The organism is Kineococcus aridisoli (assembly GCF_050871885.1).
Lineage (GTDB): Bacteria > Actinomycetota > Actinomycetes > Actinomycetales > Kineococcaceae > Kineococcus.
In genome coordinates, this window is record NZ_JBJLSF010000003.1 from 23,585 (window position 1) to 39,301 (window position 15,717).

The 15,717-nt window shown below is 73.3% G+C and carries 20 protein-coding genes; 9 read left to right on the forward strand and 11 right to left on the reverse strand.

The genetic code is table 11. The features are described 5' to 3' along the window. Positions 1–53 precede the first annotated feature (53 nt). The 7 genes from ACRYM2_RS01510 to ACRYM2_RS01540 form a co-directional block, all read right to left on the reverse strand. The gene (locus ACRYM2_RS01510; protein ID WP_432519352.1) at positions 54–1,154 is read right to left on the reverse strand and encodes a glycosyltransferase family 2 protein; all 1,101 of its coding nucleotides are present in this window, start codon (positions 1,152–1,154) and stop codon (positions 54–56) included. Continuing rightward, positions 1,151–1,912 carry a glycosyltransferase family 2 protein gene (locus ACRYM2_RS01515; RefSeq protein ID WP_432519353.1) on the reverse strand — a complete coding sequence of 254 codons (762 nt, stop codon included), beginning with the start codon at positions 1,910–1,912 and terminating at the stop codon, positions 1,151–1,153. The genes ACRYM2_RS01510 and ACRYM2_RS01515 overlap by 4 nt, the downstream gene beginning before the upstream one ends. After that, entirely contained in the window at positions 1,909–2,280 is a 372-nt protein-coding gene (locus tag ACRYM2_RS01520) for a hypothetical protein (RefSeq protein WP_432519354.1), read from the reverse strand. Before ACRYM2_RS01520 ends, ACRYM2_RS01515 begins: the two co-directional genes overlap by 4 nt. Then, a complete protein-coding gene (locus ACRYM2_RS01525) occupies positions 2,277–3,017 on the reverse strand; it encodes a glycosyltransferase family 2 protein (protein ID WP_432519355.1) in 741 nt (246 codons plus the stop codon). The genes ACRYM2_RS01520 and ACRYM2_RS01525 overlap by 4 nt, the downstream gene beginning before the upstream one ends. Beyond that, positions 3,014–3,646 carry an HAD family hydrolase gene (locus ACRYM2_RS01530; RefSeq protein WP_432519356.1) on the reverse strand — a complete coding sequence of 211 codons (633 nt, stop codon included), beginning with the start codon at positions 3,644–3,646 and terminating at the stop codon, positions 3,014–3,016. The genes ACRYM2_RS01525 and ACRYM2_RS01530 overlap by 4 nt, the downstream gene beginning before the upstream one ends. Continuing rightward, the gene (locus ACRYM2_RS01535; RefSeq protein WP_432519358.1) at positions 3,643–4,281 is read right to left on the reverse strand and encodes a PI-PLC domain-containing protein; all 639 of its coding nucleotides are present in this window, start codon (positions 4,279–4,281) and stop codon (positions 3,643–3,645) included. The genes ACRYM2_RS01530 and ACRYM2_RS01535 overlap by 4 nt, the downstream gene beginning before the upstream one ends. A 105-nt stretch (positions 4,282–4,386) precedes the next feature. Beyond that, positions 4,387–5,952: a hypothetical protein gene (locus ACRYM2_RS01540; RefSeq protein WP_432519360.1), complete on the reverse strand. Its 1,566-nt coding sequence runs from the start codon at positions 5,950–5,952 to the stop codon at positions 4,387–4,389. A gap of 30 nt (positions 5,953–5,982) precedes the next feature. On the opposite strand from ACRYM2_RS01540, the gene ACRYM2_RS01545 reads away from it, so the two are divergent. Then, positions 5,983–6,837 carry a WavE lipopolysaccharide synthesis family protein gene (locus tag ACRYM2_RS01545; protein WP_432519362.1) on the forward strand — a complete coding sequence of 285 codons (855 nt, stop codon included), beginning with the start codon at positions 5,983–5,985 and terminating at the stop codon, positions 6,835–6,837. Positions 6,838–6,931: 94 nt separating this feature from the next. Here the strand turns inward: ACRYM2_RS01545 and ACRYM2_RS01550 are convergent, their stop codons facing one another. Then, positions 6,932–7,816, reverse strand: a complete 885-nt coding sequence (locus ACRYM2_RS01550) for a sigma-70 family RNA polymerase sigma factor (RefSeq protein WP_432519364.1) — start codon at positions 7,814–7,816, stop codon at positions 6,932–6,934. A 247-nt stretch (positions 7,817–8,063) separates the two neighbouring features. Here ACRYM2_RS01550 and ACRYM2_RS01555 point away from each other — a divergent pair, with 247 nt between their 5' ends. Next, positions 8,064–8,414 (forward strand): hypothetical protein, encoded by a 351-nt coding sequence (locus ACRYM2_RS01555; protein WP_432519365.1) that lies wholly within the window; start codon positions 8,064–8,066, stop codon positions 8,412–8,414. 19 nt (positions 8,415–8,433) lie between these two features. Here the strand turns inward: ACRYM2_RS01555 and ACRYM2_RS01560 are convergent, their stop codons facing one another. After that, positions 8,434–8,838, reverse strand: coding sequence for a Uma2 family endonuclease (locus ACRYM2_RS01560; protein ID WP_432519366.1), 405 nt, complete (start codon positions 8,836–8,838; stop codon positions 8,434–8,436). Positions 8,839–8,982: 144 nt separating this feature from the next. On the opposite strand from ACRYM2_RS01560, the gene flgN reads away from it, so the two are divergent. The 7 genes from flgN (at position 8,983) to ACRYM2_RS01595 (ending at position 13,876) form a co-directional block, all read left to right on the forward strand. Beyond that, positions 8,983–9,474: a flagellar export chaperone FlgN gene (gene flgN / locus ACRYM2_RS01565; protein ID WP_432519367.1), complete on the forward strand. Its 492-nt coding sequence runs from the start codon at positions 8,983–8,985 to the stop codon at positions 9,472–9,474. 14 nt (positions 9,475–9,488) lie between these two features. Continuing rightward, positions 9,489–10,877, forward strand: coding sequence for a flagellar hook-associated protein FlgK (gene flgK, locus ACRYM2_RS01570; RefSeq protein ID WP_432519368.1), 1,389 nt, complete (start codon positions 9,489–9,491; stop codon positions 10,875–10,877). A gap of 31 nt (positions 10,878–10,908) precedes the next feature. Then, positions 10,909–11,796: a flagellar hook-associated protein FlgL gene (flgL, locus tag ACRYM2_RS01575; RefSeq protein ID WP_432519369.1), complete on the forward strand. Its 888-nt coding sequence runs from the start codon at positions 10,909–10,911 to the stop codon at positions 11,794–11,796. Between the two features lie 37 nt (positions 11,797–11,833). Next, positions 11,834–12,235, forward strand: a complete 402-nt coding sequence (fliW, locus tag ACRYM2_RS01580) for a flagellar assembly protein FliW (RefSeq protein ID WP_432519371.1) — start codon at positions 11,834–11,836, stop codon at positions 12,233–12,235. 121 nt (positions 12,236–12,356) lie between these two features. Then, positions 12,357–12,872: a YbhB/YbcL family Raf kinase inhibitor-like protein gene (locus ACRYM2_RS01585; RefSeq protein ID WP_432519372.1), complete on the forward strand. Its 516-nt coding sequence runs from the start codon at positions 12,357–12,359 to the stop codon at positions 12,870–12,872. Beyond that, a complete protein-coding gene (locus ACRYM2_RS01590) occupies positions 12,869–13,438 on the forward strand; it encodes a YbaK/EbsC family protein (RefSeq protein ID WP_432519373.1) in 570 nt (189 codons plus the stop codon). Before ACRYM2_RS01585 ends, ACRYM2_RS01590 begins: the two co-directional genes overlap by 4 nt. 21 nt (positions 13,439–13,459) lie before the next feature. After that, entirely contained in the window at positions 13,460–13,876 is a 417-nt protein-coding gene (locus ACRYM2_RS01595) for an SRPBCC family protein (RefSeq protein ID WP_432519375.1), read from the forward strand. On the opposite strand, the gene ACRYM2_RS01600 is transcribed toward ACRYM2_RS01595, so the two are convergent. Continuing rightward, the gene (locus ACRYM2_RS01600) at positions 13,865–14,845 is read right to left on the reverse strand and encodes an NAD(P)H-dependent glycerol-3-phosphate dehydrogenase (protein WP_432519377.1); all 981 of its coding nucleotides are present in this window, start codon (positions 14,843–14,845) and stop codon (positions 13,865–13,867) included. The two genes, ACRYM2_RS01595 and ACRYM2_RS01600, sit on opposite strands and share 12 nt — an antisense overlap. After that, positions 14,842–15,657 (reverse strand): TrmH family RNA methyltransferase, encoded by an 816-nt coding sequence (locus ACRYM2_RS01605; RefSeq protein ID WP_432519379.1) that lies wholly within the window; start codon positions 15,655–15,657, stop codon positions 14,842–14,844. Before ACRYM2_RS01605 ends, ACRYM2_RS01600 begins: the two co-directional genes overlap by 4 nt. Positions 15,658–15,717: the final 60 nt, after the last annotated feature.

Sequence of the window (15,717 nt, forward strand, 5' to 3'; positions counted from 1 at the left end):
AGGACGCCCCGCACTCCGGGAGGGTGCGGGGCGTCGTCGTGCGCGCCGGGGCGTCAGGAGACCGTCAGCACCTCACGACCGCGCGCCATGCGGATCAGGCGTCCACGCCGGTCCTCGTCGGTGGTTCCCGGCGCGGAGGGCGTGAAGACCACGTTGCCCCGCACTTCGCGGCTGACCAGCTGGACCACCGCGTCGTCACCGCAGTCGACGAGGACCTCGCAGCTCTGACCGTCGGCGTGCTGGGACACGGCCACCAGCGCTTCGATCAACCGGTCCTTGCCGTCCTGCACCACGACGTACGTCCGAGCGGGACCTTGGTAGGGCTGGTCGTAGACGCCGTCGCGGTGGGGGTTACCGAGCCCGTTCCAGAAGTAGGGGTACCAGTCGAGCTCATCGGGCAGGACGATGGTCCCCGCACGAAGGCGATCCACCATCTTCTGCCGGTCGAAGATGTCGTGGAAGTCGGAGACCTGCCACTTGTGCGTGAGCAGGTTGCTGAGCTCCCGCTCGAAGGCCGTCGTGTGCAGCAGCGGGTCCTCGGCGCTGTAGCCGTGGAAGCTCGGCTCGTTGATGATCGGCTGCCGGGGGTTCCAGCACCCAGCGCTGCCCATGTGGTCGTCGTTGATGCTGGCTCGGTCGCCCAGCAGCGCGGCGGCCCGGGTGAAGTAGTCCTGCTCCTGGAAGGCGATCGTGCTGAAGCGCTCGTCGAAGAAGCCGACGTCGCGCACGGCGCTGATGCGGAACCCCATGGACTGGTCCCCGCGCGGCTGGCTGAAGAAGTCCAGACCATCGGGGAGCGCGTCCAGACGCCGCTGCCAGTCGGGCAGCCACTCGACGTCGTTCTGCGCGAGCACGCACCAGGTGACGTCGGACCCGGCGCTGGTCCCGAAGGCGTCCAGCAGCCCGGCGTTCCAGTCCCGCGCGAGGTTGCCCCAAGCGCGGTCCGGCCGCACGACGTTGTGCAGGACGCGCACGTCGTGCGACGACGTCGGGAGCTCGAACTCGGTGTGGTTGTTGATGATGGTCAACCGCACGCGCTCCGGCTCGTGGGCTCCGCGCCACAACGAGGCGACGGCGCGCTCGAGCACCTCCGGTCGCTTGTACGTGACCACGTAGACGGCGATCACGCCACCACCGGCCTCCGGAGCGCTCACGCCGGTGCTCCCGTCGCGGCGCTCCAGGCGACGAAGGCGTCGAGGTCCGCGGGCGTCCCGATGCCGTGCATCGTCCCCCCGAGGCGCGCCACGTCGACGAGGTGGAAGCGCCTGCCCGCGGTGATGAGCTCGTTGTAGACCGGCGCGACGTAGTACTCGCCGTTCGTCCTGCGGTCGGCCGCGACCATCGCGCGGTACCCCTCCAGGAAGTCGCGGGTGCTCGCGAAGTTGTAGATGCCGACGGTGGCGCTCGTGGAGATGACCTCCTTCTCGACCACGCGGGTGACCCACCCGTCGTCGTCGGTGGCGGCGAAGCTCCACTTGGGGTCGTCGGCGGTCATGGTCATCATGTAGCCGTCCGCCGAACGGCCGTCCCCGGCCGCCAGGTAGTCGTCGATGCGGAGGTCCACGTACTGGTCGCAGTTGGCGATCATCAGCGGCGAGCCCTCGGGCAGGTCCACCAGCGCCAGCGACACCGTCTCCGCCGCCCCCTGGGTCACCTCCGGAACCTCGAGCACCCGGCAGTCCCCGGCCACGGCGCGCAGCGCGGCGTCAAGCCGGCCACCGGCCCGGTGCTCGGCCCGCACGACGAACGTGAAGCGGTGCGGGCGCACCGGCTTGAGGTTGTCGACGACCAGCTCGATCATCCGTCGGCCGTCGGGCATCCGGATCAGCGGCTTCGGGTCGGCGTAGCCGGCGTCGGCGAAGCGGCTGCCTCGCCCTGCCATGGGGATGACGATCTCCAGGACGTCGTTCACCGCGGGTCTCCTCCGGGGGTCGGCTGCTCTTCGTCCTCCGGGACCAGGTGCTTGTCACCCGACACGGAGGGGGTCTTCACGGCGACGGTGGTGCAGTCGATGAGAGCGGTGAACCCGGTGGCGGTGAAGGGCGGCAGGACGAGGATGTCGCCGGCCTCCAGCTCGCGACCGCACATCAGGGCCCGGCCGCTGACCAGGAGGGTCACCTCGGTGGCGATGCGGTGCTCGTGCCGCGCCTCGGTCTCACCACGACGGTAGTGCTTCACGGCGACCTCCGCGGCGGAGCTGTGGTGCGCCGTCGGCTGGAAGGCACCGACGAACCAGCCCCCCACCATGTCCTCGAGCCGGAAGTGCTGGACCTGGCTCACCGGACGGCTCCCGCACCGGCCTGCAGGTGGTTCTCGAACGTCGCGATCTCCGCCGGGTCCCGGAAGGAGAAGTAGTCGGACCGGTCGATGACGTGGACGCCGATGCGGGCCCCGTCGAGGATCAGCTCGTTGAGCGCCGGGCACACGAAGTACTGGCCCTCGACGCCGGCGCCCTTCTCGATCATCCGCATCGTGGCGGCGAGGAACGAGCCCGCCGTGCGGAACCAGTAGAAGCCGGCGGTCGCCCACCGGCTGATCGGGTTCTTCTCGCCGGCCTCCACGACGAGATCGTCGGAGACCTTGACGAAGGACCACCGCGGGTGGACGGCGGAGAAGACGACGCAGCCGGCGTCCAAGCCCCGGGCGTCGAACCCCCGGATGACGTCGGTGAGCGAGGCGTCGATCAGCGCGTCGCCGCTGGCCACGACGAGCTGCTCGTCGGCCGGCAACTGGTCGTAGGCCATGAGCGCCGAGCAGGCCGCACCCCGGGTGGTGCCGACGTGGACGACCGTCGCCGTCGGCTCCAGGAGTCGCACGACCTGGTCGGTGCGGTGCGCGCGCGTCTCCTCGCGAGCCAGGACGGCGACGAGCCGGCCGTCGCCGGCCAGGCCGCCGAGACTCTCCATGACGTGCTGCACGAGGGGCTTGCCCGCCACCTCGGCCAGATTCTTGGGGTAGCGGTAGCCGGCGTCGACGTACGCCTGGCTACCACCTGCTGCCAGCAGGAGCGTCTTCACGCCGGGACCTCGCTCATCTCTCGGATCGCCGCCGCGATGCGTTCGTGGGTGACACCGCTGGGATCGCTCACGGGCAGGACCCGGCAGCCGGCGGCCCTCGCCGCGGCGATGCCCTTGTCGTTGTCCTCCACGACCAGCACGTCGGCCGGATCGAGGTCCAGCGACCGCAGCGTCTTGCAGTAGATCTCGGGGTCGGGCTTGCCGCGGACGACGTCGTCGGCGGAGGTCACCACCTCGAACAGCGGCAGGAGCCGCGCACGGCTCAACATGGCCTCGATCGTGGGACGGATCGAGTTGCTGGCGACGGCGAGGCGGTACCCGTCCTGCCGCAGCCGGTTGAGGGCGTACTCGTGCGCGAACGTCGGTCGGCACTCGCGGGCGACGGTCTCCATGGTGAACTGCTGCTTGAGGTTGTTGATGAAGGGGTGCAGCCCCGTCGGCAGCCCCTGCTCGACCGAGAGCATCTCCAGCTTGGTGCGCGTGGGCAGGCCGTCGTAGGTGACGAGGTGGTCGAAGCGGGAGATGGCCAGGCCGAAGTGGCCGAGCGCGGCGTTCAGCGCCTCGTAGTGCCACTCCCGGGCGTCGACGAGGACGCCGTCCATGTCGAAGATGACCGCCTTGACGCTCACGCGAAGAACTCCTCGGCCTCGTCGGGGTGGTCCGTGCAGAGCGCGAACCCGGCGTGCAGGTGGAGGCGCGCCGCACGCACCCGCGTCCACGTTGCAGCGTGCTCACGGCCGTGCAGCTCCGGGGAGACCAGGACCACCTGGCGCCCCCGCTCCAGCTGGGCCCGCACCTCGGCCTCGTCCCACCAGGTGTCGTCGGTGAAGGCGTCGAGCCAGAGCCCCCGGGCACCGGGTGACCAGACGGGGGCCTCGATCTCCGACCACCGCGTGAGCACGGGGACACCGGCGCGGTCGTAGGCCAGCTGGTCGGGGACGGCCATGTCGAAGACGAACGCCCGCTCGACGGCGTCGGCGCTCTGCAGCGACCGGGTGACGGCCGGCGCCAGCCCGTCCGACTTGATGTTCAGCGCGAGCCGCCCGGGACGGCCCAGGGCCGTCCAGCTCTCCAGCAGCGCGCTCAAGGAGAAGCCGTGGCGGTCGCTGCTGCGCGGCGGGTCGTGGCTCACGACGACCTCGCCGTCGAGGTCGCGCAGGTCGGTCTCCACTCCGTGACCGCGGCGCCAAGCGCTCTCCAGCGCGGCCAGCGTGTTGCGCTCGTGCGGCGCCGTCCACGCTCCGCGGTGCGCGAGAATCTCCATGCGTCCTCCTGATGGCCCAGCGTTCTCTCACTCGATCGGCGCAGCAGCGCCGGTCCTTGAGCCTCCGCTCGATCCCGTCCAGTGAGGTCCGTTCCGGCTCCTGGGCTAGGAGGGTGCCGCCTCCAGGAGCTCCCCCAGCGCATCGGCCTGTTCACCGGCCCCCACCCGCCGCAGCGCCGCCTGCATGGCGGACGTGCGCTCGTCGTCGGAGCAGAACCGCCTGATCACCTCCGGCAGGTGCTGCGGCGCCGACTCGTCGACGGCCAGCAGGACCCGCAGGGCATCCCCTGCGTGGAGGTGCTCCACGGCTTCGCCGATCAGCCCGAGGGGTGCGACGGCGAGGGAGCCGGCGCAGGCGGCGGCGACGACCCTCTCGACCGGATCGAGCGCCGGGTCCTCCGCCCGCTGCTGCAAGGCGTGCGGTCCGGGCAGTCCCAGCCGGGTGGCGTGCGCGGTCCAGCGGACGGCCGCGCCGGCATCCACGCGTGCCGCCAGCCGGGCGGCGGCCACGACGACCTCCGGGAAGGGCGTGACCGCGTGGATCGCCTCGGCGATTCCCAGCCACCAGCGCGCGCTGCGCCCGTCGCAGGCCACCAGGCCGCGGTAGAGCGCGCTCACGTCGTTGCCCGGCCAGCGCCGGACCAGCTCACCCGGGTCCAGACCGGCCCGGCGCCACCACTCCACCAGCTGGTCGGGATCGACTCCTCGCGCCGCCTCCGCCATGATCCTGCGGGCCACCTCGGCCGCCGCCTCCGCCTTCTGCCGGGCTGCAGCCCGCGCGCGGACGCTGGCCCACGGATCCGCGACGAGAGCGGTGACCCGCTCACCCGCCGGTGCCGGATCGTCACGGGCGAGCCCCACCTCGACCCGCCACGTGGCGAGCAGGCCACGTCCTTCGGCCGTGTCCTCGACGGCGGCCCACCGCTCGAGGAACACCTCCGCCTCCGCCCAGCGCTCGCCGCAGCACGCGGCCGCCACCGCCACCCTGGCCCACAGGACGGCGACCTGCGCCGGGCAGCGAGCGTTCAGCGCGGCCGTCGCCCTCGACAGCACCGCGTCCCACTGGCCGGCGAGCAGGAGCAGGGACGCCGTGAACGGGGACGGTCCCTCGAGCGTCTCGGCTTGGCGCTGCGTCACGGCCACCGCTGCCCGCCGCGCCCACTCGCTCGCAGCTCCTACGGCGCGGGACGCGGCGGGAGGAGCGTGCAGGGACCACGGCGTGCCCCGCTCGCCCCCGCTCGCCTCCGCCGGCGCACCGGTGTCCACGTCATGGACGGAGGGCAGGAAGGCGTTCACCGAGACCCGCCCTCGTCGCAACCTGGGTTGCAGCCAGAGGAACGGGTCGGGCACGGCCGACGGTGCCGAGACGACCTGGGGGCGGGCAGCAGCGGTTCCGGACGCCAGTGCAGCGACGAGCGAGCAGGCGTCCACCTGCTCGCCCTCGACGAGGAGGAGGGTCCACACCGCAGCGGACGGATCGTCGATGCCGTCCAGCGGCTCTCGCCCCGTCTCGCGACCCTGCCGGCCCGCCGGCTCCTCGGGCCACCAGTCGTCCAGGGCGACCTCCTCGACGGCCAGGGGTGCGAGCGGGCCGAGGGAGGCGCGGGTGACGGCAGCGAGCTCCGGGACACCGCTCACCAGCATATGTACCCTGAGTAGCTGTTCAGTCACCCATTGAGTCTATTGCTGAGGGGGGATCACGTGCACCCGATCGACCCGAGCACCGTCTCCGTCGTCTTCTCGGGACCGGTCAGCGCGTGGACCTCCCGAGCGCTGACGTCCGCCCGCGCGCACCTGCCCGGCGCGCAGGTCGTCCTGTCGACCTGGCGCGGAACGGTTCCCGGCGACCTGGACGTCACCGGCGTGGACGTCGTCGAGAGCGAGGACCCCGGAGGCGGCCCTCGGGACGTGGACGCGTCCGGGAACGAGCTCCCCCCCATGAACACGCAGCGGATGTTCACCAGCAGCCGCGCCGGCCTCGCCCGCGCAGGACGTCCGCACGTGCTGAAGACGCGTTCGGACGCCGTGCTCACCGGAGCGGAGGCCCTGGGCTGGACGCAGCTCGCGGCGCACGCCACCCGCAGCGCGTTCCAGCAGCGGGTGCTGACCTGCTCGGTGGCGACGCGCCCGGCGTCCTCCCAGCTGCTGCACCACCTCTCGGACTGCTTCCACTTCGGCCTGCGCGAGGACGTGACCGCCCTGTGGAACGGGGACGTCCTCGGCGAGGAGGAGAACCACGGCTTCTGGTCGCGCCAGGGGCGCGCCACCCCGTGGATGTGGGATGCGAGATACGCGAACGAGCAGCTGCTGTGGCTCGGCTTCCTGCGGGCACGAGGGATCCAGGTCGACTACCCGTTCCTCGGCGCCGCCGCCCCGGCCGAGGAGGCGGAGCGCTCGACGCGGCTGATCGTGGAGAACTTCGTGGTGCTGGAGCCGTGGCAGCTCGGCCTCTCGCTGCCCAAGCTGGATCCCGTGGTGCGGGTGAGCGCCCGCGCCGGGTACCTCAGCTTCGACGAGTGGCTGGAAGCTGAACGGCGGTTGAGGCCCGCACGCTGACGCCGGCCGCCCACCCGAAGCCCGGGACGACGGAGCGCCCCGCCACGAGGTGGCGGGGCGCTGCGTGGTGACGTGGGACGGCCGGGGCGGTGGCTCAGGCGGTGCGCGCCACTGCCGGTGCGGCGAAGGCGCCGAAGGCCGACAGCGCCAGCCGGTTGCGGAAGTCGCTCTGCGTCCCGACGGCGGCGTAGTAGGCCTCCTTGCGCTTCACGGCGGCCCCCGCGCCCGCGGAGGGCTTGACCATCTCCGGGGACAAGTGGGTGTTCATGCCGTCGCGCAGCAGGACGAGGGCCTCCGCGCGCATCTGGGAGATGCGGGACTCGGAGACGCCGAGCTCCTCGGCGATCTCGGCCATGGGGCGCTCCTGCAGGAAGTAGCCCTCGACGACGATCCGCAGCCGCTCGGGCAGGCAGGCGACGGCCGAGCGCAGGTAGCCCAGGCGCTCGCGGTGCAGCAGCTCCTGCTCGGGGCCGGGGGTGTGGGTGGGCAGGTGGTCGTCCAGGGAGGCGCCGTCGGCGGTGAAGCCCTGCATCGACAGCACCATGGAGCGCTGCGCCTCGTCGCGGGTCTCGGCGAGCTCGCGCTCGGAGACGCCGAGGACGGCGGCCAGCTCGGGGGCGGTGGGGGTGCGGCCGAGCTCGACGGTGAGGGTGTCCTCGGCCTGGCTGAGCTTGCGCTGGCGGCTGCGCAGGCCGCGGGAGGCCCAGTCGGCGCCGCGCAGGTCGTCCAGCAGCGCCCCGCGGATGCGGGTGTTGGCGTAGCGGTTGAAGGGGACGCCCGTGGAGGGGTCGTAGGCCTTCGACGCCTGGAAGAGGGCCATGAGACCGGCAGACGTGAGGTCGTCGCGGCTCACGTGGGAGGGGAGCCGACCGATGAACTCGCTGGTGATGTAGCCGACGAGCGGCAGGTGCTTCTCGACGAGCTCCGCGCGCTGGGCGTCGGTGAGCTCAACGGGGGCGATGGCGGCGTCTGCGGTCACACCCCACTTCTCGGCAGCGCCGACCGGGTGACTTGAGCGCCGAACGGGTGACTGCTGCGGACGCCGGCTCAGGCCAGCAGCCCCCTGTCCGACCACGGCGCGTGGCGAGGCGGACCGGCCGGGTGACGTCTCCCCCGATCGGTCCACGCCGGCTCAGCAGCAGCCCTCCGATGGTCGAAGGTTGAAGCGTGCACGACCACGGGAAGGCTCCGTGGCGCAAGTGGTTCCAGAGCCTGGAGGGACAGACGTGAAGCCGCTGTGGGAGGTCGTCCGCGACCTGGAGTACGCGTACAAGAGGGGTCAGCTGACCCCGACCTACCTCGACGTCTACGCGGAGAAGCACGGCGAGCGCATCAGCGCCCTGTACGCGCTGTGCGCGAAGAACTTCCTCACCGTCCAGCACGAGGCCGGCCGCAACGACCACGTCCTGCGCGACGAGCGCGAGATGGGCATCGACCAGTCCGCCGTCGCGAGGGCGATGGAGGAGAACAGCCGCGAGATGCACCGCGAGCTGCGCAAGGCCATCGATGACGGGCGCCCCTACGCGCTGCGCAAGCCCACCAAGCACGCCCAGTTCATCCGCAAGGACGGGCACTGAGCCGGCGGCCGGCGCTGACTCAGCGGGGCCAGATGCCCGCGGCGTCGAGCTGCGCCAGCCAGCCGTCCTGCCCCGCACCCTCCTCGTAGCGCCGGTCGGCGGTCAGCACGAGCCAGGTCAGCGTCCGGGTGGAGTGGTCGGCGATCCAGTAGTGCGGCACCCGCCACTGCGCGTAGAGCTCGCGCTTGAGCCGGCGGTCGTGCGGGTCACGGCGTGCGACGTCGGTTCCCGGCAGCACGACCCAGCCGGCCGGCGCCGAGGCCAGCAGGCGCGCCTGCAGCTCCCCCACCACGTACTGGTGGGCCGGCCCGGCCATCGGCGTCACGATCAGCCCGCCGTCCACGAGCTCGATGCGGGGACCGCCGTCGTCGTGCGGCAGGTCCTCCAGGTGCAGCGGCAGCGACGTGCCGATCGAGACGCTCACGTGCCCACCTCCTCGTGCCGATCCTAGCCAGCGGACGCGCCCGCTCCGCCCCTTCGAGCCCTCAGCTCGTGGTGGCGGCCGCCGATGGAGGCTCGAGCACCACCGACGGCACCACCGACGAGCAGGGATCGGGGAAGGACACGCATGGGACTGGCCGAGGTCTCCGGCATCCTCTGGAAGGAGCGGGAGCTGCTGGAGCTGCTGCTCTTCAAGCTGGAGGAGGAGCAGCTCGTGCTGGCCAGCGGCCGCACGCGCTGGCTGGCGCACGCGACCCGCGAGGTCGAGTTCGTCATGGAGCAGATCCGGACCACCGAGGTCCTGCGCGCCGCCGAGGTCGACGCCGTCGCCGCCGAGCTCGAGATCGAGCCCGGCCCGAGCCTGAGCGCCCTCGCCGCGGCCGCCCCCGAGCCGTGGGGCGAGCTGTTCCGCGGCCACCGGGACGCCTTCCTCACCCTGACCGCCGAGATCCAGGACCTCGCGGACGCCAACCGCGACCTGCTGAACTCCGGCGCCCGTGCGCTGCGCGAGACGCTGCTCGGTCTGGACACCCCCCTCGACACCTACACCGCCCAGGGCAAGAACACGGTCGCGTCGACCGGTGGATCCCGCGCCCACTTCGTCGACGAAGCACTCTGAGAGGAACCCTGACGATGAGCACCTTCTCCGGCATCAACCAGGCCGCCCGCGCCCTGGGCGCCGCCCAGCGCGGCATGGAGGTCACCGGCCAGAACATCGCCAACGCGAACACCCCCGGCTACTCGCGCCAGCGCGTCGAGCAGTCCGCGAGCGTCCTGCCGCAGACCGGCCAGCACGTGCAGAAGTTCGTGGCCGGCGACGGCGTGACGGTCAACGGCATCACCCGCGTCGCCGACGCGCTGGCCACCGCGACCGCCCGCCAGGACGCCGCCGCCGCCGAGGAGCTGGCGACCGCCGCGAACGTGTGGGCCGGCGTCGAGGCCGCCCTGGGCGACACCGGCACCAGCGGCATGAGCAAGGACCTCGCGAACCTCACCTCGGCGTGGAACGACCTCGCCAAGGCCGGCACGGACGGCCTCGAGGGCGCCCGCTCGCTCGTCGTGACCCGCAGCCAGGCCGTCCTGGACACCATCACCACGATGGACACCAGCCTCCAGGCCCAGTACGAGCAGCTCGGCCTGCAGGCGCAGACGCTGGCGACGCAGGCGAACACGGCCGCCGAGAACGTGGCCAAGCTCAACAAGTCGATCCGCGAGACCCTCGCCTCCGGCGGCTCCGCCAACGAGCTGATGGACCAGCGCGACCAGGTCCTCGACCAGCTCGCGAGCATCACCGGCGCCCGCTCGGTGCACCGCCAGGACGGGACCGTCGACGTCCTGGTCGGCAACGCCACCCTGGTCACCGGCGAGTTCTCCTCCGGCATGGTCATCGGCAACACCGCCGGCGGCAACCCGCAGGTGCGCGAGGGCGCGGAGTACACCGTGAGCGTCGGTGGCCAGAGCACCGGCCCGGTCGCCGGCTCGCTGAAGGCCACGCTGGACGGCGCGAACGACACGCTGAAGAAGCAGTGGGACAACCTGAACGCGTTCGCGACGAAGTTCACCGACGCCGTCAACACCGCCTACAACCCGACCAACGCGGTCGGTGGCGACTTCTTCACCAGCAACGGCGCCACCCTGACCGCGCACGACCTCAAGATCGCCGACGGGCTCACCGCCTACCCGGCCACGCTCAAGGACAGCAGCGGCCTCGCCGGTGCCGCGGGCGGTTCCGACCGCAAGATCGCTCAGGCGGTCGTGGCGACGTTCGACTCGACCAAGGCGGTCTGGCGCACCAACGCGACCACGATCGCCGCCTCGACCCAGTCGGCGGACAACCGCGCCGCGCTGGCCTCGCAGGTCTCGCTGAAGTCCTCCAACGCCCGTGACGCCGTCGCCGGCGTCAACCTCGACGAGGAGATGACCAACCTCGTCTCCTACCAGCACGCCTACTCCGCCGCGGCACGCGTCCTGAACGCGATCGACGAGGCGCTCGAAACGCTCATCCAGCGCACCGGCGTCTGACGACCCCGCTGATCCGACAGGAGGAACCACCATGCTCGGCCGAGTGACCCAGCGCAGCATCGCCACCAGCTCGCTGACCAACCTGCAGAACGCCCAGGCGCGGACCGCCAAGCTCCAGGAGCAGCTGTCCAGCGGCAAGACCCTCAGCAAGGGCTCCGACGACTCGGTGCGCGCGGCCGCCGCGCTGCGCCTCAACGACCAGGTCGCCGTGAGCGCCGAGCACGAGCGCAACGTCATCGACGCCCGCGGCTGGACGTCCGTGCAGGAGGGCGCGCTCGACGCGGTCGTCGACGCGCTGCAGTCCGCCCACGCCCGCCTCGTGCAGGCCGGCAACGGTGCGCTCGACGCCAAGGGCCGTGCGGCGATCGCCGCCGAGCTCGCGGAGGTCAAGAACACCGTCCTCGGCAAGGCCAACACCCAGCACCAGGGCCGGGCCGTCTTCGCCGGCACCACCGACGCCGACGTCGCCTTCGACCCCACCTCGTACGCCACCAAGGACGACGGCGGAGCCGTCCGCCGCACCGTCGCCCCCGGTGTCGCCATGACGGTCAACATCAACGGCTCGACGGTCTTCGGCGACGGCGCCACCTCGCTGTTCAAGGAGCTCGACGACCTCGTCGCCGCCGTCACCGGCAACGACACCGCGGCGATGGCCGAGGGCCTGACCACCCTGCAGGGCCGGATCCACAAGGCGACCAGCGCCATGGCCACCATCGGCGCCCGCGACAACCAGCTCACGCTGGCCGAGGACGCCAACCGCGCCCAGGGCGCCTTCCTGACCCAGCAGCTGGACGACGTCGAGGGCCTGGACATGGCCAAGGCGTTCGTCGACTTCAACCTGCAGAACGTCGCCTACCAGGCTGCGCTGGCCTCGACCGCCAAGGTCATCCAGCCCACCCTCATGGACTTCCTCCGCTGACCTGCCCCCACCCCCAGGAGTTCCTAGAGTGACCCTCATGACCGACGCGCCCGTGACCGCCCCCACGATCGAGTTCGTCTCCCCGATCATGGGCTTCGCCGAGCACACCAGCTTCCACCTCGTCCCCCTCGACGAGGACGGGCAGCTGTACTCGCTGCGCAGCACCGACGGCACGGGCGTCCGCCTGGTCGTCGTGGCTCCGGGCAGGTTCTTCCCCGGCTACGCGCCCGAGGTCGACGACGAGACCGTCGCCGCCCTCGACCTGCGCGACGCCACGGAGGCCGCGGTGCTCAACGTGGTGAACATCGGCGACGACCCGGCCACGGCGACGGTCAACCTGCTCGCCCCCATCGTCATCAACCACCGCACCATGCGGGCCGCCCAGACCGTGCTCGTCGGCACCGACCTGCCGCTGCGCGCGCCCCTCATGGCCGCCTGACCCGCGAGGCCGCTCCCCGCGGCAGCACCCCGCACGGACGCGCACGAACCCGCACCACCCCGCAGGGCCCCGCACCGGCACCGCCGGTGCGGGGCCCTGCTCGTGCTCGTAGCCTGCGACCATGAACCTCGAGCGTCCCGTGGCCCCGGAGCCGTACTCGCTGCTGCCGGCGGTCCCGTCCTTCTCCCTCACCTCCACCGACGTCGCCGCCGGCGAGCCGATGGACGAGCGCCACGCGAGCGGGAACACCTCTCCGCAGCTGGCGTGGGAGGGCTTCCCGGAGGGCACGAAGTCGTTCCTGGTCAACTGCTTCGACCCGGACGCGCCGACCCCGGCGGGCTTCTGGCACTGGAGCGTGGTGGACCTGCCGGTCACCGTGACGAGCCTGCCCACCGGTGCTGGCGGGCAGCCGGCGCCCGAGGGGGCGACGACGCTGCGCAACGACATGGGCACGGCCGACTTCACCGGCGCCGCTCCCCCGCCCGGTGACCGCCCGCACCGCTACGTCTTCGCGGTGCACGCCCTCGACGTGGAGTCCCTGGGCCTGCCGGAGGGCGCCACCCCGACCGTGGCGGCCTTCATGTCGCTCGGTCACGTCCTGGCCCGCGCCACCCTGGCGCCCGTCTACTCCCGGTGAGCGGCACGACGGACCAGGCCCGGGTGCCGGCGGCCGCGCAGCGGGTCGCGGGCGACCTGGAGCTGCTGCCCGCCGCCGAGCACCCCGAGCTGCTGCCCGAGGCGGTCCTGCGGGCGCTGCCGGAGGGTGCGTGGTCGCTGGCCATCGACCCCGGCGTCGCGGACACCGCGGCCCTCGTCGAGGCGGCGGGCGTGCCGCTGGACGGCTCCGCCAACTGCGTCGTCGTGGGCGGCAGGCGCGACGGGGAGGAGCGGGTCGCGGCGTGCGTGGTGCTGGCCAGCACCCGCGCCGACGTCAACGGCGCCGTGAAGAAGGCGCTGGACGTGCGCAAGGCCTCCTTCCTGCCCCAGGAGCGGGCCGTGGCGGAGTCCGGGATGGAGTTCGGCGGCATCACCCCCGTCGGCCTGCCCGCGGGCTGGCGCATCCTCGTCGACTCCGCGGTCGCCGCCAGCGACTGGGTGCTCATCGGCTCCGGGGTGCGCCGCTCCAAGCTCGTCGTGCGGGGTGCGGACCTGGCCGCGCTGCCGGGCGCGGAGGTCGCCGACATCGCCCTGCCCGCGAGGTGAGCGCCCGGTGAGGCAGCCGTGATGCTGCTCGCCCGCGGCGGCCGCGACGCGGCGGCGGTGTGGGAGGACTACGCGCTGATCGGGCGCTGGCCGGCGTGGTCGCCGCAGATCCGGTCCGTGCAGGCGTCCGCCGACGCGATCGCGCCCGGGGTCACGGGCACGGTCCGCGCCCCGCTGGGGGTGCGGATCCGCTTCCGCGTCACCGCCGTCGACGAGGCGGCCCGCAGCTGGCGCTGGGTCGTGCAGGCGGCCGGGATCACCGCCGGGCTGGAGCACCGGGTGCTCGCCGTGCCCGGCGGGTGCCTGACGACGCTGCGCATCGAGGGGCCGGTGGTGCTGGCCGCCGCGTACGCGCCGGCGGCGCTGCTGGCCCTGCGCCGGCTGGTCGCCGCTCCGGGCACCCCGGGCGCGGTCCCGGCCGGCCCGTCAGACCGGTGAGAGCAGCCGGCCGACCGCCTCGGCGGGCGGGCTCTCCCCGCGCAGGACGGCGACGACCTCGCGGGTGAAGGGCAGCTCGCCGACGCGGTCGAGCACGGCCGGGGCGGTCCACACGCCCTCGGCCGTGCCGCCGGAGCGCTCCAGCGCCGCCGCCAGCGGCAGGCCCTCCCCCAGCGCCACCCCGACGCGGTGGTTGCGCGAGAGCCCGGAGGTGCAGGTGGCCACGAGGTCGCCCGCCCCGGCCAGGCCCAGGAAGGTGCCCTGCTCCCCGCCCAGGCGCACCCCGAGCGCGGCGGTCTCGGCCAGGCCCAGGGTGAGGACGGCCGCGCGGGCGTTGGCGCCCAGCCCGGCGCCCTCGACCATGCCGACGGCGAGCGCGACGACGTTCTTCAGGGCCCCCGCGACGTCCACGCCCACGACGTCGGTGACCGGGTGGCCGTGGAAGGAGGGGGTGCCCAGCCGCTGCGCGACGGCCGTCGCGACGGCCAGGTCCGCGCAGGCGACGACCGTGGCGGCCGGCTGGCCGCGGGCGATCTCCAGCGCCAGGTTCGGCCCGGACAGCACCGCCACGTCCCGCCCGCCGCCGGTGCCGCTCGCGGTGCCGAGGACGTCGGCGACGACCTCGGCGCCGAACAGGCCGCTGCCCTGCTCCACGCCCTTGGCGAGGTTGACCAGCGGCACGGCCGGCAGCAGCTCCCGCCAGGCCGTCAGCTGCGCGCGCAGCCGCTGCAGCGGCACGGCGAGGACGACGACGTCGGCGCCGTCGAGGACCTCGTGCACGTCGGCGGAGGCGGCCAGCTCGGCGGGCAGCTGCACGTCCGGCAGGTAGCGGGCGTTGCGGTGCGACCGGTGCACCTCCTCGGCCAGCTCGGGGCGGCGGCACCACAGCCGCGTCGGCCCGCCCTGCGCCGCCAGGCCGGCGACGGCCGTCCCCCACGCCCCGGCGCCCAGGACCGCGACCCGCCTCATGCGCGCGTCGCCCACAGGGCCACGGCGCTGGCGGCGGCGACGTTGAGGCTGTCCACCCGCTCGTCCATGGGGATGCGCACGGCGACGTCGGCACCGCCGAGCGCGCGGCGGCTCAGCCCGTCGCCCTCGGTGCCCAGCAGCAGGGCCAGGCGCTGCGGGGCGGCGAACTCGGCCAGCGACACCGCGTCCTCCCCCAGCGCCAGCGCGGCGACGGTGAACCCGGCCTGCCGCAGCAGGTCCAGGTCCCCCGGCCAGGCGCCCGCCCGCGCCCACGGCAGGTGCAGGACGGTGCCCATCGACACCCGCACGCTGCGCCGGTACAGCGGGTCGGCGCAGCGCGGGCTGACGACCACGCCGTCGACGCCGAAGGCGGCCGCGGAGCGGAAGAGGGCGCCGACGTTGGTGTGGTCGACGACGTCCTCGAGGACCACCAGGCGCGCCGGGCCGGGCGGCAGCGCGGCCAGCAGCTGCGCCACCGTGCGCTGCGGGGGGCGGTGCATCGAGGCGATGGCCCCGCGGTGCAGGTCGACGCCGGTGAGCGCGGCGAACGCCTCGACGGGGGCGGTGAAGACGAGCGCGTCGGCGGGCAGCACGTCCTCCAGGTCCGCCAGGCGCGCCGGGGTCAGCAGGAAGGAGCGGGGCCGGTGACCGGCGGCCAGGGCCCGGCGGACCACCTCGACGCCCTCGGCCAGGAACAGCCCCTCGGCGGGTTCGCGGCGGGCGCGCAGCTGCACGTCCTTGAGCGAGGTGTAGTCGCGCAGGTGGGTCGCGTGGGCCGGGTCGGTGAGGTCCTCCAGCACGATCCGCGGCACCCGCCGACGCTACCCCACCCTTCCGTCGTGATCTTCCGCGGTGCACCGCGGAAGATCACG

Bases quoted from the DNA above. Each gene is read 5' to 3' on its own strand.
- ACRYM2_RS01600 (WP_432519377.1), bottom strand. From the start codon at position 14,845: ATGAGGCGGGTCGCGGTCCTGGGCGCCGGGGCGTGGGGGACGGCCGTC.
- ACRYM2_RS01535 (WP_432519358.1), bottom strand. From the start codon at position 4,281: ATGGAGATTCTCGCGCACCGCGGAGCGTGGACGGCGCCGCACGAGCGC.
- flgK (WP_432519368.1), top strand. From the start codon at position 9,489: ATGAGCACCTTCTCCGGCATCAACCAGGCCGCCCGCGCCCTGGGCGCC.
- ACRYM2_RS01585 (WP_432519372.1), top strand. From the start codon at position 12,357: ATGAACCTCGAGCGTCCCGTGGCCCCGGAGCCGTACTCGCTGCTGCCG.
- ACRYM2_RS01595 (WP_432519375.1), top strand. From the start codon at position 13,460: ATGCTGCTCGCCCGCGGCGGCCGCGACGCGGCGGCGGTGTGGGAGGAC.
- flgL (WP_432519369.1), top strand. From the start codon at position 10,909: ATGCTCGGCCGAGTGACCCAGCGCAGCATCGCCACCAGCTCGCTGACC.
- fliW (WP_432519371.1), top strand. From the start codon at position 11,834: ATGACCGACGCGCCCGTGACCGCCCCCACGATCGAGTTCGTCTCCCCG.
- flgN (WP_432519367.1), top strand. From the start codon at position 8,983: ATGGGACTGGCCGAGGTCTCCGGCATCCTCTGGAAGGAGCGGGAGCTG.